The 19,862-nt window shown below is 58.4% G+C and carries 11 protein-coding genes; 10 read left to right on the top strand and 1 reads right to left on the bottom strand.

Annotation, left to right across the window (positions count from 1 at the left end):
- Positions 1-3 precede the first annotated feature (3 nt).
- Positions 4-3,468 (bottom strand): response regulator, encoded by a 3,465-nt coding sequence (locus RTK35_RS27625; RefSeq protein WP_316909473.1) that lies wholly within the window; start codon positions 3,466-3,468, stop codon positions 4-6.
- A 274-nt stretch (positions 3,469-3,742) separates the two neighbouring features.
- Here RTK35_RS27625 and RTK35_RS27620 point away from each other — a divergent pair, with 274 nt between their 5' ends.
- The 10 genes from RTK35_RS27620 (at position 3,743) to RTK35_RS27575 (ending at position 19,820) form a co-directional block, all read left to right on the top strand.
- Positions 3,743-5,881, top strand: a complete 2,139-nt coding sequence (locus RTK35_RS27620; RefSeq protein ID WP_316909472.1) for a type I secretion system permease/ATPase — start codon at positions 3,743-3,745, stop codon at positions 5,879-5,881.
- A gap of 90 nt (positions 5,882-5,971) precedes the next feature.
- The gene (locus tag RTK35_RS27615; RefSeq protein WP_316909471.1) at positions 5,972-7,387 is read left to right on the top strand and encodes an HlyD family type I secretion periplasmic adaptor subunit; all 1,416 of its coding nucleotides are present in this window, start codon (positions 5,972-5,974) and stop codon (positions 7,385-7,387) included.
- Positions 7,388-7,436: 49 nt separating this feature from the next.
- On the top strand, positions 7,437-8,180 hold the full coding sequence (locus tag RTK35_RS27610; RefSeq protein ID WP_282886786.1) for a helix-turn-helix transcriptional regulator: 744 nt from the start codon (positions 7,437-7,439) through the stop codon (positions 8,178-8,180).
- A gap of 154 nt (positions 8,181-8,334) precedes the next feature.
- Positions 8,335-9,012: a tetratricopeptide repeat protein gene (locus RTK35_RS27605; protein WP_236215280.1), complete on the top strand. Its 678-nt coding sequence runs from the start codon at positions 8,335-8,337 to the stop codon at positions 9,010-9,012.
- 85 nt (positions 9,013-9,097) lie between these two features.
- Positions 9,098-9,523 carry a hypothetical protein gene (locus RTK35_RS27600; protein ID WP_316909470.1) on the top strand — a complete coding sequence of 142 codons (426 nt, stop codon included), beginning with the start codon at positions 9,098-9,100 and terminating at the stop codon, positions 9,521-9,523.
- A gap of 4 nt (positions 9,524-9,527) precedes the next feature.
- Positions 9,528-9,959 carry a hypothetical protein gene (locus tag RTK35_RS27595; protein WP_316909469.1) on the top strand — a complete coding sequence of 144 codons (432 nt, stop codon included), beginning with the start codon at positions 9,528-9,530 and terminating at the stop codon, positions 9,957-9,959.
- A 60-nt stretch (positions 9,960-10,019) separates the two neighbouring features.
- On the top strand, positions 10,020-10,445 hold the full coding sequence (locus RTK35_RS27590; RefSeq protein ID WP_316909468.1) for a hypothetical protein: 426 nt from the start codon (positions 10,020-10,022) through the stop codon (positions 10,443-10,445).
- Between the two features lie 262 nt (positions 10,446-10,707).
- The gene (locus RTK35_RS27585; RefSeq protein ID WP_410478715.1) at positions 10,708-11,403 is read left to right on the top strand and encodes a transposase; all 696 of its coding nucleotides are present in this window, start codon (positions 10,708-10,710) and stop codon (positions 11,401-11,403) included.
- Between the two features lie 160 nt (positions 11,404-11,563).
- A complete protein-coding gene (locus RTK35_RS27580; RefSeq protein ID WP_316909467.1) occupies positions 11,564-12,118 on the top strand; it encodes a DUF5625 family protein in 555 nt (184 codons plus the stop codon).
- A 31-nt stretch (positions 12,119-12,149) separates the two neighbouring features.
- The gene (locus tag RTK35_RS27575) at positions 12,150-19,820 is read left to right on the top strand and encodes a S8 family serine peptidase (RefSeq protein WP_316909466.1); all 7,671 of its coding nucleotides are present in this window, start codon (positions 12,150-12,152) and stop codon (positions 19,818-19,820) included.
- Positions 19,821-19,862: the final 42 nt, after the last annotated feature.

Below are 19,862 nucleotides of genomic sequence, written 5' to 3'. Positions count from 1 at the left end.
GCTTCAGAACCTGTCCAGCTTCGGCAGCCACACGCGGATCAGCGAGAACAGCCGCTCCAGGTCGATGGGCTTGGCCAGGTAGTCGCTGGCGCCGGCGCCCATGCACTGCTCCTGGTCGTCCTTCATCGCCTTGGCGGTGACGGCGATGATCGGCAGCCGGCTCCAGCGCGGGTCCTGGCGGATGCGCCGGGTGGCTTCGAAGCCGTCCATGACCGGCATCATCACGTCCATCAGCACCAGGTCGATCTGCGGGTTCTCCTCCAGTTTCTGCAGGGCTTCCTGGCCGTTGCGGGCGGTCACCACCTGGGCGCCCTTCTCGTCCAGGGCGCTGATGAGGGCGAAGATGTTGCGCACGTCGTCGTCCACCACCAGCACGGTGCGTTCCTCGAACACGCGGTCACGATTGCGCGCGCTCTGCAACATGCGCTGGCGGTCGCTGGAGAGAGAGGACTCGACCTTGTGCAGGAACAGGGTGACCTCGTCGAGCAGACGCTCGGGGGAGCAGGCGCCCTTGATGATGATGGAGCGGGAGTGGCGTAGCAGTTCCTCCTCTTCACGCAGGCTGAGCTGGCGGGCGGTGTAGACGATCACCGGGGGGAAGTTGCCGAGCGCCTCGGCGGCCATGCGCTCCAGCAGTTCGTTGCCGCGCATGTCCGGCAGGGCGAGGTCGATGATCATGCAGTCGAACGTGCCGCCACGCAGGCGCTCCAGGGCCTCGGTGCCACTGGCGACGGCGCTGACCTGGATGTCTTCGTCGCTCACCAACTGGGCGATGCTGTCGCGCTGGCTGGCGTCGCCCTCCACCACCAGGACGTGCTTGACCTTCTGGGTGAGCTTGTCCTCCAGGCGGGCGAAGACTTCGCGCAGTTGGTCGCGGGTGGCAGGCTTGCGTGCGTGGCCGATGGCCCCCAGCTGCAGCGCCGGACCGGTGCGGTCGTCGACGGAGAGCACGTGCACAGGGAGGTGCCGGGTGACGGGGTCTTCCTTGAGCGTCTGCAGCACGGCGAGGCCGGACTCGTCCGGCAGGCGCATGTCCAGCAACACCGCATCGGGCCCCTGCTCCCGTGCCAGGCGCAGGCCTTCCTCGGCGTTGCCGGCCACCAGGCAGCGGTGGCCCAGCTCGTGGGCGAGTTCGTAAAGGTCACGGGCGAACTTCGGGTCGTTCTCGATCACCAGCACGCAGTGGCGCGCATCGACGGGCCGCTGGCGGTCGTCCTGAAGGCCACTGGCGGACGCCGCGGGCGCGACAGCCCGCACACCTTCGGCGGGCTGAACCTGGGCGATGGACGGCAGCGGCTCCCCGGCGAGGCAGTTGCTGGGCAGCCAGAGGGTGAAGCAGCTGCCGCGCCCGGGCTGGCTCTGCACGGTGATGCTGCCACCGAGCATTTCCGCGAGGTTGCGGGAGATGGACAGGCCGAGGCCGGTGCCGCCGAAGCGTCGGTTGGTGGTGCCGTCCACCTGGCGGAAGGGCTCGAAGATGATGCCCATCTGCTCGTCGCTGATGCCGATGCCGGAGTCGCTGACCTCGAAGGCGATGCCGCCGCTGGCGGCGCGGACCTTGAGGCCGATGCGACCGCTGGCAGTGAACTTGACGGCGTTGGACAGCAGGTTGCGCAGGATCTGCCCGGCTCGCTGGCCGTCGGTGTAGAGCCGTGCCGGGGCGCCGGGCTCGACCTGCACGTCGAACGCCAGCCCCTTGTCATCCGCCTGGGGCTGGAACAGAGCGCGCAGCCCGTCCACCAGTTGCGCAACGTCGGTGTCCTCGGGATGCACCTCCAGGCGGCCGGCTTCCACCTTGGAGATGTCGAGGATGTCGCTGATCAGCCGCAGCAACTCGTTGCCGGACTTGTTGATCAGCTCGGCGTAATGCACCTGCTGCGGGTCGAGGTTGCCCTTGCGGTTCTCCGCCAGCAGCTTGGAGAGGATCAGCGAGCTGTTAAGCGGGGTGCGCAGCTCGTGGGACATGTTGGCGAGGAACTCGGACTTGTAGCGGCTGGCCCGCTGCAGTTCCTCGGCACGCGCCTCCAGCTCGCACCGGGCCTGGTCGAGGGCGTGGTTGCGCTCGTCCAGCAGGTCGCGCTGGTCTTCCAGGCGGCGGGTCTTCTCGCTCAACTGCTCGTTGGTCTGCTCCAGTTCGGCCTGCTGGGTCTCCAGGTTGGCCTGGGAGTCGCGGATCACCCGGGCCTGGTCTTCCAGTTCCTCGTTGGCGACGCGCAGCTCCTCTTGCTGCACCTGCAACTCTTCGTTGAGCTGCTGGGTCTCGGTGAGCATGTCGTGCAGACGCTGGCGGTAGCGGGCCGCCTCGATGGAGGTCCCCAGGCTTTCGGCAACGGCTTCGAGCAGTTGCCGGTCGCGGGGTGACAGGGGCCGCAGGAAGGCCAGTTCCAGCACGCCGTTGACCTGCCCATCGCTTCGGGTCGGCGACAGGATCACCGTCAGCGGATCGGTATCGCCCAACCCGGAGTTGACCCGCAGGTAGGACGGGGGAAGCCCCTCCATGACCCGTGCCTCGCGGGACCGCAGCACCTGGCCGAGCAGGCTGGCGCCGTCCTCGAAGACCTGGTCGCGGGCCTGCTGCCCGGGTGCGAAGCCATAGTCGGCCACGCGCCGCAGCCGCCCTTCGCCCTCGCGCACATAGAGGGCACCCACGGCGACCTCCAGGTAACCGGCGAGGAAATCCAGCACGGCGCGGCCGATCAATGCCGGGGTCTGCTGGCCGATCAGTTGCTCGGCCAGTTCCGACTGCCCTTCCCGCAGCCAGGCCTGGGCCTGCAGCTGCTCGGTGAAGCGTGACTGCTGGTCGAGGATGCGGTTGTAGTTGGTCGAGAGGCCGATCAACTCGCGCCGGCCGAAGATCGCCAGCGCTCCGCTGCCGCCCAGTTGCATGACCACCAGCAGGCCGATGATCAGCACCACCGCCCGGTTGGCCCGCTCGCTGCGCTCGTGGCGCAGCTGCTCTTCGGTGGCAACCAGGGCCACGAAGCCCTGGCGCACCTCGTCCATCTGCCGCTTGCCCTGCTTTTCGCGGATGAACGCGCTGATGTCCTGGTTGGCACGCCGCGCTTCGATCAGAGGTTCGGTCATCTGCAGCCAGCGCGTCTGGGCAGCCTCGATGCGCGCCAGACGCTCGCTCTGGACGGGGTTGTCGTGGATCAGCTCACGCAGCGCCTGCAGCCCGGCCAGCAGACGCGGGGCCGTTTCCCGGTAGCCTTCGAGGAACTCTTCCTCCCCGGACAGCAGGAACCCCCTGAAGCTGGACTCGCACTCCACCGACTGGCGCAGGCTCTCGTTGCTGCGGGCGATCACCTGGTCGGTGTGCTCGACCCAATTGAGCACATACAGCAGGTAGCCGATCAGCCCGACGAACAGCACCACGCCCAGGACGCCAACGCCCAGGGGCAATGCCACGTTACGGGTGAGAATGCGGCGGAAACTGCCTGCATCGATGCTGAAAGACGTGCTGTTCATCGGCCTTCCCTGCTGAACGGTGGAGCGGAACTCCCCGCACAAGGGCACATCCCGAGGCCTTGCACTGGGGTCGGATACGGCGTAGGCACCCAAGAAAGACTGTAGACAGTCGTAGGCAAAATGCCTGCATGTGCGTCACCAAGCCCTACAGGCTCTGAATCCCCTTGGAGTGAGAACCGCTCGTCAATCCGCCGCTTTTTATCCCGGGGGCGGTTTTGTCAGAATGGCGCGCGCATTTCATGGCGCCTCGCCATCATCAAGGAAGAAGGCTTTTATGCAGGAAAGCTCCCCCCACGAGCCGGGACAAGCGCTCGACACCGGCCTTGCGTGCCTGGTGATGCTGGCCCGTTTCCACAACGTGGCCGCCTCCCCCGAACAACTCGCCCACGAATTCGCCGAAGACGGCCGCCACTTCGCCAAGGCCGAGATGCTCCTGGCCGCCAAGAAGCTCGGCCTCAAGGCACGCCCGGCGCGCAGCACCCTCAAACGGCTGGAGCACACGCCGCTGCCGGCGATTGCCGCCGACCGGGAGGGCCGCTTCTTCATCATCGCGCGGCTGGACGACGGCAAGGCGCTGATCCACGACCCACGCGCCCAGCGCCCGGAGGTGCTGGAGTTCGACGCCCTGGAAGCCCGCTGGAACGGCGAGCTGCTGCTGATCCGCTCCCAGGCGTCGCTGGCCGGCGACCTGGCCAAGTTCGACTTCACCTGGTTCATCCCCGCCATCGTCAAGTACCGCAAGCTGCTGGGCGAGGTGCTGCTGGTGTCCTTCGTGCTGCAGATCTTCGCGCTGCTGACGCCGCTGTTCTTCCAGGTGGTGATGGACAAGGTGCTGGTGCACCGGGGCCTGTCCACCCTGGACGTGATCGCCCTGGGCCTGCTGGGGATCATGCTCTTCGAGTCGCTGCTCTCGGGCCTGCGCAGCTATGTGTTCGTCCACACCGCCAGCCGCATCGACGTGGAGCTGGGCTCCCGGCTGTTCCGCCATCTGGTGACGCTGCCGCTGGCCTACTTCCAGGCGCGCCGGGTGGGCGACTCGGTGGCGCGGGTGCGGGAGCTGGAGAACATCCGCAGCTTCCTCACCGGCAACGCCATCACGCTGATCCTCGATGTGCTGTTCTCGGTGGTGTTCATCGCGGTGATGTTCTTCTACAGCGGCTGGCTGACGCTGGTGGTGGTGCTGTCGCTGCCGCTGTACTTCCTCATCTCCCTGTTCATCACCCCGCTGCTGCGGGCGCGGCTGAACGAGAGCTTCACGCGCGGGGCGGAGAACCAGGCCTTCCTGGTGGAGACCGTCAACGGCATCGACACCCTCAAGGCGATGGCGGTGGAGCCGCAGATCAACCGCAAGTGGGACAACCAGCTGGCCGGCTACGTGGCGGCCAGCTTCCGCACCCAGACGCTGTCCACCCTGGCCAACGAGAGCGTCGGCCTGGTGGGCAAGCTGGTGACGGTGGCGACCCTGTGGCTGGGCGCGCGCCTGGTGATCGACGGCGACCTGAGCGTCGGCCAGTTGATCGCCTTCAACATGCTGGCCGGCCGGGTGTCGCAGCCGATCATGCGCCTGGCCCAGCTGTGGACCAACTTCCAGCAGACCGGCGTCTCGGTGCAGCGCCTGGGGGACATCCTCAACACCCGCACCGAGCTGTCCCAGGCCACCCGCAGCGCGCTGCCACCGCTGCGTGGCCATGTGGAGTTCGACCAGGTGCACTTCCGCTACCGCCCGGACGGTTCAGAGATCCTGCGTGGGGTGAGCCTGACCATCCAGCCGGGCGAGGTGATCGGCATCGTCGGCCGCTCCGGCTCGGGCAAGAGCACCCTCACCCGCCTGCTGCAACGCCTCTATACGCCGGAGCGCGGCCGGGTGATGGTGGACGGCATGGACCTGGCCCTGGCGGACGTGTCGTCCCTGCGCCGGCAGATCGGCGTCGTGCTGCAAGACAACATGCTGTTCGCCCGCAGCATCCGCGAGAACATCGCCCTCACCGACCCCGGCGCGCCCATCGAGGCGGTGATGCAAGCCGCCAAGCTGGCCGGCGCCCATGAATTCATCCTCGAACTGCCCGAGGGCTACGACACGGTGGTGGGCGAGCACGGTGCCTCGCTCTCCGGCGGACAACGCCAGCGCGTGGCCATCGCCCGGGCGCTGATGGGCAACCCGCGCATTCTCATCTTCGACGAGGCCACCAGCGCCCTGGACTACGAGTCCGAGCGGGTGATCCAGCAGAACATGCGCGCCATCTGCCAGGGGCGCACGGTGATCATCATCGCCCACCGTCTTTCGGCCGTTCGCGATGCCAACCGCATCGTGGTGATGGACCGCGGGCAGATCGTCGAACAGGGCACCCACGCCGAACTGCTGGCCCACCAGGCCGGCCACTACTCGCGCCTGCACCGCCTGCAACAGGGGTGATCCCCTGATGAACCCCATTCCAGCCAGCCCCCTCTCCCACCGGGAGAGGCCCGGGGTGAGCGCAACCTCACCCGCAAGGAAGCCCACGCCATGAGCGCACGCCGTGAACTGATCAACCGCTACCGCACCGTCTGGCGCCACGCCTGGCGCAACCGCAAGGCCATGGACGCGCCCGCGCGCCTGAGCCACGAGGTGCAGTTCCTTCCCGCCGCCCTGGCCCTGCAGGAGCAGCCGCCGCACCCGGCGCCACGCATCATCCAGTGGCTGATCATCGCCTTCGCCGTGCTGGCGCTGGTGTGGGCCTGCATCGGCGAGATCGACGTGGTGGCCACCGCCACCGGCAAGATCGTCCCCAGCGGCAAGACCAAGGTCATCCAGCCCAGCGAGGTAGCGGTGGTCAAGGCCATCCACGTCTACGACGGGCAGAAGGTGAAGGCCGGCGACCTGCTGGTGGACCTGGACGCGCAGATCACCGGTGCCGACGTCGACCGCCTGAAGAACGACCTGCTCGCCGCCCAGGTGGACAGCGCCCGGGCCCGCGCCCTGCTCGACGCCATCCAGAGCGACAGCGAGCCCGCGTCCCTGGCCGCGCTGATCCCCGAGGCCAGCCCCGAGCAGCAACTGGCGGCCCAGCGCTGGTTGCAGGGCCAGTACCTGGAACTACGCAGCACACTCGACCAGGCCGACGCCGAGATCGAACAGCGCGTGGCCGAGATCCAGGCTGCCAAGGCCTGGGTGGCCAAGCTGGAGGAGTCCCTGCCCATCACCCGCCAGCTCTCCGCCGACTACAAGCGCCTGCTGGACAAGGCCTACGTGGCCAAGCACGCCTACCTGGAAAAGGAGCAGGCACGCCTCGATCAGGAGCGCGAGCTGGCCATCCAGCAAGCCCGCGTCATCGAACTCACCGCCGCCCGCAGCGCCGCCGAACGCCAGCGCAACACCGTGCTGGCCCAGACCCGTCGCGCCATGCTCGATCTACAGCACGAGTCCGAACAGCGCGCCGCCGGCCTCGTCCAGGAGCTGAAGAAGGCCGAACAGCGCGACCGCCTGATGCGCCTCACCGCCCCGGTGGACGGCACCGTGCAGCAACTGGCCATCCACACCAACGGCGGCGTGGTCACCGAGGCCCAACCGCTGATGGTCATCGTCCCCAGCGACCAGCCGGTGGAAGTGGAAGCCATGCTGGAGAACAAGGACATCGGCTTCGTCCACCCCGGCCAGGAAGTCGAGATCAAGGTGGAAACCTTCACCTTCACCAAATACGGCGTAGTGCACGGCAAGGTCGTCAGCATCTCCAACGACGCCATCGACGACGAAAAACGCGGCCTGGTCTACAGCACCCGCATCCAGTTGGAGGAAAACAGCATCCAGGTCGGCGACAAACGCGTGGAACTCTCCCCCGGCATGGCCGTACGGGCGGAAGTGAAGACGGACAAGCGGAAGGTGATCGACTACTTCCTGAGTCCGTTGAAGGAGTACCAGGATGAGAGTTTGGGGGAGCGGTGAAAGATCGAGTACAGCTCGTGCGTAACCCTCGCATCACAAGGAGGCAAAGGTGCACAAACTCACCGAGCAAGAACAAACCCTTTACCTGAAGCTGGTGATGGCCTCGCAGCAGGTGGATTCCGTGGAGGGCTTTCAGGGCTTCGTTCGTGAATGCCTGCGGCCGCTGCTACCCCATGGCATGACGCTGGCCTGCGTGGGGGCGTTCGTGAATGGAAAGGCAGTGCTGGAAATGGCCGTGGCGGTGGACTACCCCACGACCCTCTTCGAAAAGGTGCATGAAATCGTCAGCATCCCTGACCGGGCCTTGCTCGCCCGCTGGTACATGGAGCGCAAGCCGCAGCTCATTACCCGCGGCCTGAATGACCAGCAGCTCTCCGAACTGGAGCGTTCTGAAATGGAACAGTTCGCCTTCGACAATTTCGTTGCCCACGGGCTGGTCGACCTGGACGGGAAGAAAGGCAGCTACATCAGCCTGGCGCGGGTCCCAGGCCAATTAACGGACCATCACGCGCTCCTCATGGAGCTGATCACCCCCCACCTCCACCAGATCCTGGTACGCCTGATCGCAAGCCAGAACACCCGCAATGCTTTCAGTAACGCCCAGCTGCTCTCCCCCAAGGAACAGGTCGTCCTGCGCTGGCTGGCAGCCGGAAAGAGCAACCCGGAGATCGCCGCCCTACTCAGTCGAAGCGTGTCGACCATTCGCAACCAGGTGCACTCGATCCTCACCAAGCTGGGCGCCTCGACGCGGGCCGAAGCATTGGCGAAGGCTTATGAATTGAGGTTGCTCTAGGTCGCTGAAAACCGAGACGGTGCCTTCAGCACCGCAACGACAATGCCGTCAGCTTTTTCAATAGCACGCCAGGCCGTTTTTGGATCAGTTGATCCATTGTCCCGGGGTTCTCCGTCCACGAGACTGCAGGCTCTCCGAACTCCAGGGACAGGCGATGAAAACACTCATACGGACAGGGCTTCTTTCACTGCTGGTCAGCTTTGCGGCAAACGCGGCTGAGTACCCGCAGCATGATATGCAGCAGATCGTGCGTCCCAGCAGCGAGAGCGGTCACTACGCGCTCAACCTCCGCTATATCGATCAAGTCATCGACGACCTGTACGGCTTTGCCGGCAGCTACCCACCCAGCTTCGAATCCGACACGGATACCAATCGGGCAAGAAAGGAAATTGCAGCACTGACGCACGTTCTCGACCTTGGCCTGCAATCCCGCCCGGACAGGCAACTCCTCTCAAGAGCTGCCCTGTTGCACCGAATGGGCCACAACCTGGACATGCCCGACAGCTGGAAGAAAGCGGAAACGCTTTACCAGAAACTGCTAGCCATCACCCCAGATGACCTGCACGCCAACTATCAATACGGCCTCTTCCTCGCAGAAACGGGGCAAAGCTCACAGAGCCTGCCCTACCTGGAAAGAGCCACGCGCGCAAACTACCCGCCCGCCTACTTCACCCTGGCCCTGGCCTACTTCGCCACAGGCGATGCAAACAAGGCCAAAGAGAACCTGCAGGTCTATCTGCAAAACAATGCCAATGACAAACATGCAAAAGCGTTGTTGGAAGCCATGGAAGATGGACGAGCACAAATAATGAGTACGCCAGCAAAAAACTGACTGGCGCACCTAATAAAGGATGAAAACCACCGCACCCGGTTACGCACTAACAATGGTGCCGCGCAACCTGAACAGGCAGGAATCCATGAAAGCGCTTAACCCTCCAGCAGCCAAGCGCGCGAGTATGAGAATCGCACTCACCGCAGTCTTCGCGACACTCTGCATAAGCAGCCTAGGGTATTGGGCACTCCAGCCAGCTCAACCGAAAGATGAATTCATCGAAGCGTTGGATGAGGCACTTAGAAAAAACCACAGGAACATAACCAAACTACTAGAAAGATACATAAAGCCAGGTGACAGCTTCGAGAAAACAGCGAAATTCCTAAAAGCAAGAAACTTCACAATCCACCCCTTAGAAACCAAACCCGGAAAAGAAAATATTCGCGAATACTATGCAAGCAGGAAAAAAATCAAAAACCTGGTGATACTCACTTCAACCAACATAATCATAACAACCCATGGAGATGTGGTAACCGAAGCGACGGGCGCGATAGGCTTAACAGGGCTTTAAAATCATGAACAACAACATGACAAAAGAAACAGAGGCACAACCTACAAGAACAAAGAGCACGACCACAAGAAATATTCTGGCAGCACTCTTGGCGACTCTCTGCATTAGCAGCCTAGGGTATTGGGCACTCCAACCGCCTCAACCAAAAGATGCCTTTATCGAGGCGCTTGATGATGCATTGAGAAAAAACAACAGAAACATAACCCTACTACTTAATGGATATATAAGATCGGGCGACGACCTCGATGCAACCCTGAAATTCTTAGAGGCGAGAGGATTCAAGATATACCACTCAAAATCCGATCAGGACAAATATTTTGCGTCGAAAAAATCAGTCAGGAATTTGATAATCCAAACAGAAACATTAATCACGCTCGAAACAGACGGAGCGAAAATATTAAGAACCCATGGAAACATATTCCTCACAAGCCTATGAAGGTCTGCCCCTCTCACCAAAAACAATCAAAGCCAACGAATCAAGCAAAAACAGAGCCCCATGAAAGACAAGCAAATAGCTGTAGCGCTTTACTTAATTGGCAGCCTAGTGCTCCTCGCCATGGAGGCAAACTCGGCAAGGCTTCCTGTCCCGTCCATACCCGATAGCATAGGAATGGCAAAGGATTACATCGACATCCTGAACATAGTCATTTTCCCGTGGCACGGCTGGACAATTATTTTGCCTGCGGTGTACTGCCTATACAAAAAGAAGAGCCTCACACACATCATTACCGCGACTCTCCTTTCCGCGTTTGTTTGTGGTGCCGGGGACTCGGCGCTCTCGTTCAACTCAACAAAGAGCCAATTTATTCTGAAGGGCACACTTCACTATCTCTTTGTATTTTCGTTAGCCACAGCAGCAACAGTAGCTACATACAAAATAATCCAGCTGGCAGTCACGGCAACGCGTAGGGGGAATACCTAGTCCCCTAAAAGCCAACCCGAAAAAATTTAGCAATTAAAACATAAACCTCCAACACCCACTACCGTTAGCTCAAAAATATAGCCGGAAATCATAAATAAGAGCACACTCAATTCAAAGGCAACGACCACACACAACCAAATAACCCCAGAAAATAAAAACAAAATTAAGAACTGGATTACGCCCTCAATAGGGCATACGTAAAATTAAGAAAACCCTGAACCAATCTGGGGCAATACACCGCCTCAGTATCCCGAGCTTCCCGATGAAGCAGATGACTTTCGCCGACGTAGAGTGCACCAGCATGTGTAAGCAACCCCGCAATAAGTTGTTCCTGATCGAGATGGATCAGGTGTTGCCTTGGATGGGTTTGGTTGCCCTGATCGAGCCGCACTATCCTAAGAGCTATCCGTTGATGGCGATGCTGCACTTCTATCTGATGCAGTACTGGTTGTCACTGCGCCAAGCCACCAACGTCTATATCACGCGGGTCCACGCGCCGAGTTCGACCAAGAATCAGGGCAATAAACGCAGCTCGGAAGTGCATCAGAAGACGAAAGGAAACCAGTATTACCTCGGCATGAAGACCCACATCGGCGTGGATGCCGAGCCCAGTTTGGTGCACAGCATGGTAGGCACAGAGGCCCAAGTGGCGGATGTCACTCAACCGACAGCTGCATGGCGAAGAGAAAGTGGTGCATACCGATGCCCGCTACACAGAGGTGGAGAAGCGGCCCGAGCACGAGGGAAGCCAAGTCATCTGGCAGACAGCGGCATGACGCCGCACCTAAAGAAATTACGAAAAACGCAGCCTGCTGTACCGAATGAGGCGCCAGTTCGGCTACACCAAAGTGCGCTTCCGTGGCCTAGCGCAGCTCAGTTGCTCAAACTATTCACTCTTTCAAATCGTTGGATGGCAGGTCAGCGCTTGCTGACGAACACGGGAGAGGTGTGCCTGTAATGCAGGACATAACGCCGAGAGGTGCTCGCGACGGCTAAAAGCCCAGAAGTCGGCAGGTGATTTGGTCGTTTTTGATCAGTTCCCTGCTTTTAAAAAACAGGCACTGAATTTCATCAGGAATACCGAAATATTTGAGCCCCTAAACATAGAGAGATTTTAAATGCATAGATATTACTATGAAGCGGCACCTTTGAAGGTGATATTTTTATTCAAAAAAACAATCACACACCTTATGAAGGTTCTACTGATCCTTTTCTGCATTTTACTCACAGCCTGCACCAAAAATATCTGGATAATTAAACCGCTCAATGTAGCATTGCCCAACCAAACGGCCATGGCAAATTTTGTAGTAGAGGAGCATGGAGGCTACAGGTTTGCCTTAGTATTTGTCTGGAGCTCAGACGTATCAAAAAGAGAAAGACAGAGATCGATTTTTGGCAGCATTAACAAGGAGGGAGTTCCGATACCGATTCACTTTCGCTTAGTCAAGGATGGCGAAGTACTCTTCGAAGAAATAATAGTGACTCGTGGCACGCAATCCTACCAGGGAACTAACTATAAAGGCGAAATCAAATCTACAGCCATAAGAGATATCAAAAATTTCGGATTATTGCCTGGAAATTATTTTGCCGAGATCAAAACCCTTGAGAGCAGTGAAGAATTCAAGGGCATCGAAACTTATGCCGAATTCTCTTACTACAACCCAAAAATTTGATCATACCTCCTAACGAGAAAGGATTTCTGAAATGAGTGCAGCGAAAGAATATAGCGTTACCTATAAAGTTTCCAAGGCCGGGGCGCTATATATTTATCAAGCCGACAAAGCTGATCACAAGATAGGAGATGAGCATACCTCTCCAGGTGGACATATATGGTATAGCTTGAGCGACGGACACGAGAGAGAGAGCTATGGGTTTTCTTCGAGAAATGATGAGATGTTTGGCCCCGGGGATATCTCTCGCCACGACGACAGTGGATACCAGGAAACGCTCTATGAAGTAAAAATCACATTAACCGAAGAACAATATTATAAATTAAAAGAATTTTCAGAAACCCCCAATAAATACGGCTTTGATGACTCAACTTACAATCTTCTAACCAATAGCTGTGTAGATTTCGCTTACGCCTCTCTAAAAATTATTGGCTATAACAAAAAAAACTTTGAAGGAGATCTCTGGCCAGGAAATAACAAGGATGATATCGAAAAATTGCTTAAAGGGCATGGCGCCAAGATAATTCGTGACGACTTGACTCGACATGGGGAATATTATGAGGACAGGAAGGGGCAGACCTGCATATGGCTTGGAATTAATGATCAGTCTTTCTTTGGTGAGACCGACAATAAATTTAACTTTAGCACCGACATGGTTGCAGAACTGAAATACAAGGAGCCAGTTGATCACGAAGCAAGCGCTGCACAAGTCGCGCAGGGGCTCGTCGCTAGCGGGGGGGGGTGGAAGGTTAACTTCGACGCCAATAAACTCAACCTCAATCAATATCAAGGCAACTGGATCGATAACACGTTCACCGCCGCCGCAACCCAAATTCTCGCCGACGGCTATCGACCGGGCAATGGAAACACCGTCAAGGATGTATTCGATTTCAGCCTGCGCAGTGCGACACAAGGCTTTTCATACGGTCCCAATAAATACGGCGCCTTGCTCAATTCGGGCAATGCCCAGGCGCGATTGACGCTGCCTACCGATCCGCTGGTACTCGACTTGGATGGCGATGGAGTCCGGTTGACCGATTATGTCAGCACGCCAGTACTGTTCGATATCGATAACGACGGCGGCAGCTTGGAAGAGACCGGCTGGGTGAGTTCAGGCGACGGGATTGTCGTGGTCGATCACGATGGAAATGGCAAAATTGACCACATCGGCGAAACTCTATCGGAGTATTTTGGCGGGGCGACGGGCAGTGCAGGGAATGCAGGCGAGAAGCGCTTCAAGAATGGATTCGACGCGCTAAAAAGCCTGGACAGCAACGGCGACGATGTTTTTGACGACAAGGACGACGCTTGGTCAAGCATCAAGGTATGGACGGATACCAACCATGACGGCAAAAGCTGGGACGATGCCAACGGTAACGGCGTCGTAGATGCGGGCGAAGCGAGCGAGCTGAAATCATTGTCGGCACTCGGCATCATCCAGATCGACCTGGCCTACGCGGAGCAGAGTGGCGAGGTGCGCGATGGCAATGAGGTGCTGGCCCGCGGGACCTTCGTGCAGGGTGGCTCGACCAAGGAAGCCATCGCCGCCAATTTTCTGGCTAACCCCACCGGCCATACCTTCACAGCGAACGGTTCGGGAGTCCTCATCTCGACCCAGGGAGGCGGGCAAGCCGCACCGGTCAGCGCCTATGCCTCTTCGTCCGAGACCGGCGAAATAATCGACATTGCGCAGAAAGGCGTGAATAACGCCACGGGTGGCTCAGGCGACGACGTGCTGATCGGTGATGCCGGGACCAACTGGCTGGCAGGCGGCCAGGGCGGTGACACCTTCAACGCCGGCGCGGGCGATGATGTCCTGCTGATCGATGCGGATGATTTGCCAGCAAACATTCATGGCGGCGAAGGAACCGATATCGTGCAGGTGGTTGGGGATAAAGGCGTTTTCCTCAATTTAACGCAGGCCGAGGTAGAGATCGCTCAGGGTGGACGCGGGGATGACGTCTTTATCAGCAATGGAACAAGCACTGCCTTCATGCGTGGTGGCGATGGCAACGATATCTTGATCGGTGGGGCCGCGAGTGACGCCTTGTCCGGAGAAAACGGAGATGACTGGATCAGCGGAGGGGCCGGAAACGATGTGCTGCGCGGGCACCGAGGACGCGACCAGATTCTAGGCGGTCTGGGCGATGATCTTATCGATGGCGGTCTGGACGACGATCATCTGAGCGGCGGCGCCGGCGATGATGTGCTGATAGGCGGAGCGGGCGACGACACGCTCGACGGCGGGGAGGGTACCGATGTCATTGAACTGTCGGGCGATTTCTCCGAATACCGCTTCACCAAGACTCAGGGAGGGGTCTGGATCAGCGATACGGTGGCGGGTCGAGATGGCACGGACTTCGTCAAAAACCTGGAAAAGGCCAACTTCAAGAACCTGAAACTGGTGGATATCCCCGGCACCGCCAGCGAGGAGTTGGAAAACCCACTGCTAGCCAAGGATGTACTGAATACGGACAAGGCGGGGGTCGCCTTCGACCGTACAAAGGCGCATCTGATCGGCAAGGAGCAATTGCTGCGTAACGATATCGATTGGCAGGGCGATGTGCTGCACATCACTGCGCTCTTCGATGTAACGGGTGGTACGGCGAAGCTGACTCAAGCCGGTGATGTTCTGTTCACGCCGGATGTCGATTTCGCTGGCGTCATGAGTTTCAAATACAGCGTGACCGACGCGAAAGGTAACGAAGCCGCCGAAGTTATCAATATGAGGAGTGGCGAGAGCGCCACCATGCGCGCTGCCGTCTTCCTGCGAACACCCGACTTACCGGATGACCCGCTGGTTACAGATCAGTGGTATCTCTCCGAGGCCAATATCTTGCCTGTGTGGAAGGACTACACCGGCAGGAACGTACTGATTGGTCAGTTCGAGACTAACGGCGCCTTCGGTACGACCAAGGAAATTCTCGATTACCGCCATGCGGATCTCAAAGAGAACATCGATCCGCTCTGGCTGGCGAATGCCACCCCCGGACAGATGGCAGGCGAAGGCAGCGGAGGTAAGTTCAGTGAACATGCCACGCTGGTAGCTGGTGTTATGGTAGCGGCCCGGAATGGCGAGGGGGGAGTCGGTGTAGCTTACAATGCGAAGCTCGCCGGGCATTGGGTTAACAAGGACGACTTCTCCAGCTTGGACCATATGCATGAGTATGACGTGGTCAACAATAGCTGGGGTGGTAGCACTCGCTTCGATTTGCGTTTCTCCCCCGCCGAGTTGGGGAAGCTGCCCGCAGCTTATAGACGTGCCTTGAGCGAAGGGCGTGATGGGCTGGGAACCATCATTGTCTCGGCAGCCGGAAACGACCGCAAACAAGGCGGTAACGCTAACTATTCTAACGTGTCGAATTCACGCAGCAGCATTGTCGTGGGAGCGATCAATGCCACGACAGATCTCGGTGCCTTGCAGTTGGGAGGCGCCCCCTTCTCCAGCCCTGGCGCCAGCATCTTAGTCAGTGCACCGGGCTCCAATGTGACATCCACCTCGCGCCTCGTACAGAACGACAACGGCTCCATCTTTGGCGCAGATACCTCTGTGTCGCAGGGAACAAGCTTCGCCACGCCCATCGTCTCCGGCATCGTGGCATTGATGCTGGAGGCCAACCCCGCCCTGGGCTATCGAGACGTGCAGCAAATCCTGGCGCTTTCTGCGAAGAAGGTCGCCGATCCGTCTACCACTTGGCAGGACAACGGTAGTGAGAACTGGAACGGCGGTGGCATGCATGTGAGCCATGACTATGGCTACGGCGAGGTCGATGCCCGCGCTGCCGTGCGCCTGGCTGAGACTTGGAGTACCCAACAGATTTACGCCAATGAGTACCGCTTGGTTACTCCTTTGCAATCGGGGGCACTCAACAGCGCGATCCCTGATGGGCAAAGCTCGGGTCTTAGCTATACCTTGAAAGTCGGCAGCGTCGACCTGCTGGTGGAGCATGCCGAGGTGCGGATTAATCTAACGCACAGCCGCCCCGGCGATTTGATCATCAAGCTGATTTCGCCGTCGGGCACTGAGTCCATTCTGATGAACCGATCCGGCAAGGCGCCGGGCAGCTTGGAAACCGAGCATGGCGACGCGGATTTTGCGGGTAATCACACCCTAGATTATGTCTTCGATACGGCTCTACTGCGGGGCGAGCATGCGGCCGGCAACTGGACGTTGCAGGTCATCGATACCGTGACAGGGAATACGGGAACGCTAAATAACTGGAGCCTGAACGTTTACGGTCAAGGGGAAACGGTAAACGATCAATATATATATACAAATGAATATGCGCAATTGGCCGCTCGGGGGCGTGATGTCCTAGAGGATCTTGATGGCGGCGCTGATACCATTAACGCAGCGGCTATTAGTCAGAAGAGCGTCATCGATTTAACCAAGGGCACTGCGCAGTTAGCTGGTGTACAACTGACTATTAGGAATCCCGAGACCATTGAGAATGCTGTTGGTGGCGAGTTCGCGGATCAATTGATTGGAAACATTGCGAACAACCGTTTGTTTGGCGGCAATGGCGACGATCTATTGTCCGGTGGAGGGGGTCGTGATCTTCTGCTAGGCGGGCAAGGTAACGATACACTTACCGGCGGTGATGATCTTGACTATTTTATAATTGAGCAGCAGCGACAACCAGGCTCCAGCGACACCATTACAGACTTCAAATTAGGTATTGATAAATTAGTACTTGCCGGCTTCTATAATCCCGAACTACCCGCCAACGAAGTGCAGCCTGGAAGTTACTCGCCCTCCATGCTGAACATGAAACAGCAAGGTAGCGACACTCTTCTCAGCATTAACGGCATACATAATGTCCTACTGAGAAACATTGACGCAGCACAGCTCCGGGCAGAGAACTTCATCTTCATCAGGCAACCTATATCTCTAGCAGAAATTAATCGTTACGACGCCTACGGCTTTGGTATCACGCCCAATGAAGTTGCTCTACCGGATACGGCAACGGGCGAGTTCTATCAGACCTCGTCGGCGGGACAAAGAGTGTTTGGCGGCCAAGGCGGCGACTCGATCCGAGGCGGTGGTAGCAACGATGTTCTAGTAGGCGACCGCAGTACAGCCGGTGATGAGGGGGGCAATGACTACATTGATGGACGCGCCGGCAACGATGTTATTCGTGGTGGTGGCGGTAACGATACTCTACGAGGCGGGGGAGGCAACGACTACATAAATGGCGATTCTGGCGATGACGTGCTGTACCTCGATGGTGATCAGGGATCTTACGAGACTGGAAACCTCGTAGCGCCGAAGATCGTATGGAATGGTGCGCGCTTGACCGGTGCGGCAGTCGTGGGCGGGGCCGGGAACGACCGCTTTGTGGTTAGTAATGCAGCTGTTGATGTTTTTTCAGTGGACTTGCTGAAGAACCTTATTGAGGACTTTGAGGCCGATAACCCTAACGAGAAAATTGATCTTTCTGCACTCAATGGCATTCGCTCCTTGGCGGATCTGAAGTTTAGTGAGCTCCAGGTCAATGGCCAGGACTACCTCAGGGTATGGCTTGGAACCGGTGGCGGTGGTGCGTTCATCACCCTCAAGGGAATCAACGCGACGCAACTATCGGCCAACAATTTCATCTTCTCCACACAAGCGACCGGCACGACAGTCATGGCAGGTGGGGGCGGTATGATTGCTGGAGGACAGATTACCATCAACGTCGGGAACCCGGAGCCTCTCAAGCGGCAGATCGACAGCTCCCTCACCGACGATCTCCACGTGTCGACCACTAGCATTGCCGGCATGGGTGATGCATTGCTGCCGGATACGGCGGGCGGGACCATCTACTGGGCCAACGATGCCGGAGAACGTGTCTTCGGCGGTCAAGGGGGGGACTTTATTCACGGAGGTATTGGTAACGACATGCTAGTGGGTGAGCGGGCCCCCGATAACCCGCAAGGCGGTGCTGACAGGATGTCTGGAGGCGCCGGCAACGATATTCTGAGCGGGGGCGCTGGTAATGACACCCTGCGTGGCGATGATGGGCTCGACTTTCTCAGTGGCGATGCCGGAGATGACACCCTCTACTTGGAAGGTGATCAGGGCGCATTCGACGTAGAGGGGCTCGATACGTCGGCGGCGAGCGTGACGGTCATGGACGTCCGGTTTACCGGTGCGGCTGTGTCTGGCGGGGCGGGTAATGATCACTTTGTCATCGACGATGCCTCTTCCGAAGGATTGCTGGGCAACTTGATTCTTGACTTCGAGGCGGCAAATCCCGGCGAGAAAATCGATTTGAAGGAATACGATCATCTACATGATTTCACTGAATTGAATTTCAGTAACCTGCACATAAATGGCCAGCAGTATCTGCGCGTCTGGTTGGGTCAACGGCAGGTAGGTACCGCCTACTTCACTCTGAAGGGTGTCGAGGCCAAGCAACTGTCTGCGGGCAACTTCATCTTTGCCGAAAGCGCCAGTGATCCGAAAACCTACATTTCACGTTACGACGGTGACCTCATTGGCGATGCAGGTGGTAACACGTTGAACGGCTGGGACGGTTCCGGACCTATGGAAGGCCGCAGCGGCGATGACACCTATATCGTCGATGATGTTGGCGATTTAGTGAAAGAAGTAGCTGGGGGAGGATATGACCGGGTCCAAGCGTACATCAGCTATCAACTGCCTGAAGAGGTCGAGGTACTAGAGCTGAAAGGATGGGGAGCGCTCAATGGCGTGGGTAATCGCTTGGCCAATCGCCTGGTTGGTAACAGCGAAGCGAACGTCCTAGATGGGGGAGTTGGCAATGACATTATGCTGGGTGGCCAGGGCAATGATACCTACGTAGTTGACGACAGTGCTGATCGCGTGATCGAGAAGGCCAACGAAGGTGTTGATACAGTCAAGGCATCTGTTTCCTATACCTTGTCCGACGAACTGGAGAACTTGATTCTTACAGGTGACCAGCCAATTAATGCAACCGGCAATTCTGCACGCAATATGCTGATAGGCAACCTGGGTGACAACCGTCTGGATGGGGCCAAGGGCGGCGATACGATGCAAGGTGGCCAGGGCAACGATCTTTACTTTGTTGACGATCTGGGAGATGCCGTAGTGGAACATGCCGACGAGGGTACTGATAGGATTATCTCCTCGATCAATTTGACTCTTACCAACCATGTCGAAGAGCTTGAGCTGATTGGCACGGCCCATAGGGGTATCGGTAATGCATTGGACAATACGTTGATAGGTAATGCTTCGGACAACCTCCTAGATGGCGGTGGCGGCAATGACTGGCTGGCGGGTGGACTAGGCAACGATACCTTGCAAGGAGGCCTTGGGAACGACTTTCTACAGGGCGGCAGTGGCAGCGATATCTATCTGTTCGGCTTAGGCGACGGACAGGATGTGATTGATAACCGCGATACATCCTCCGGAGACATCGACACCCTGCGCTTCGCGACCGGAATAGAAGCTGATCGCCTGTGGCTTCGCCAGGTCGGTACAGATCTAGTGATCAGCCTACTGGGCGAGACAGATAGCTGTACGGTTCGCAACTGGTATGACGGTAAAGACTTTCAAGTCGACCAATTACAAACCGGCTCGGGCCTAACCTTACTGAACAGCCAGGTACAGAACCTGGTCAACGCCATGGCGGCCTTCGCGCCGCCGACTGCGGGCAACGCCAACCTCACGCCTGAGCAACGGGCTCAACTGGAGGTGGTGATCGCCGCCAACTGGCAGTAACACCACCCGCTTTCGACAAGGCCCCGCAAGGGGCCTTGTTCG

The organism is Pseudomonas sp. zfem003 (assembly GCF_032621675.1).
Classification (GTDB): Bacteria; Pseudomonadota; Gammaproteobacteria; order Pseudomonadales; family Pseudomonadaceae; genus Metapseudomonas; species Metapseudomonas otitidis.
The sequence above is the reverse complement of the archived record's forward strand: the minus strand, read 5'-3'. Positions and strand labels throughout refer to the sequence as shown.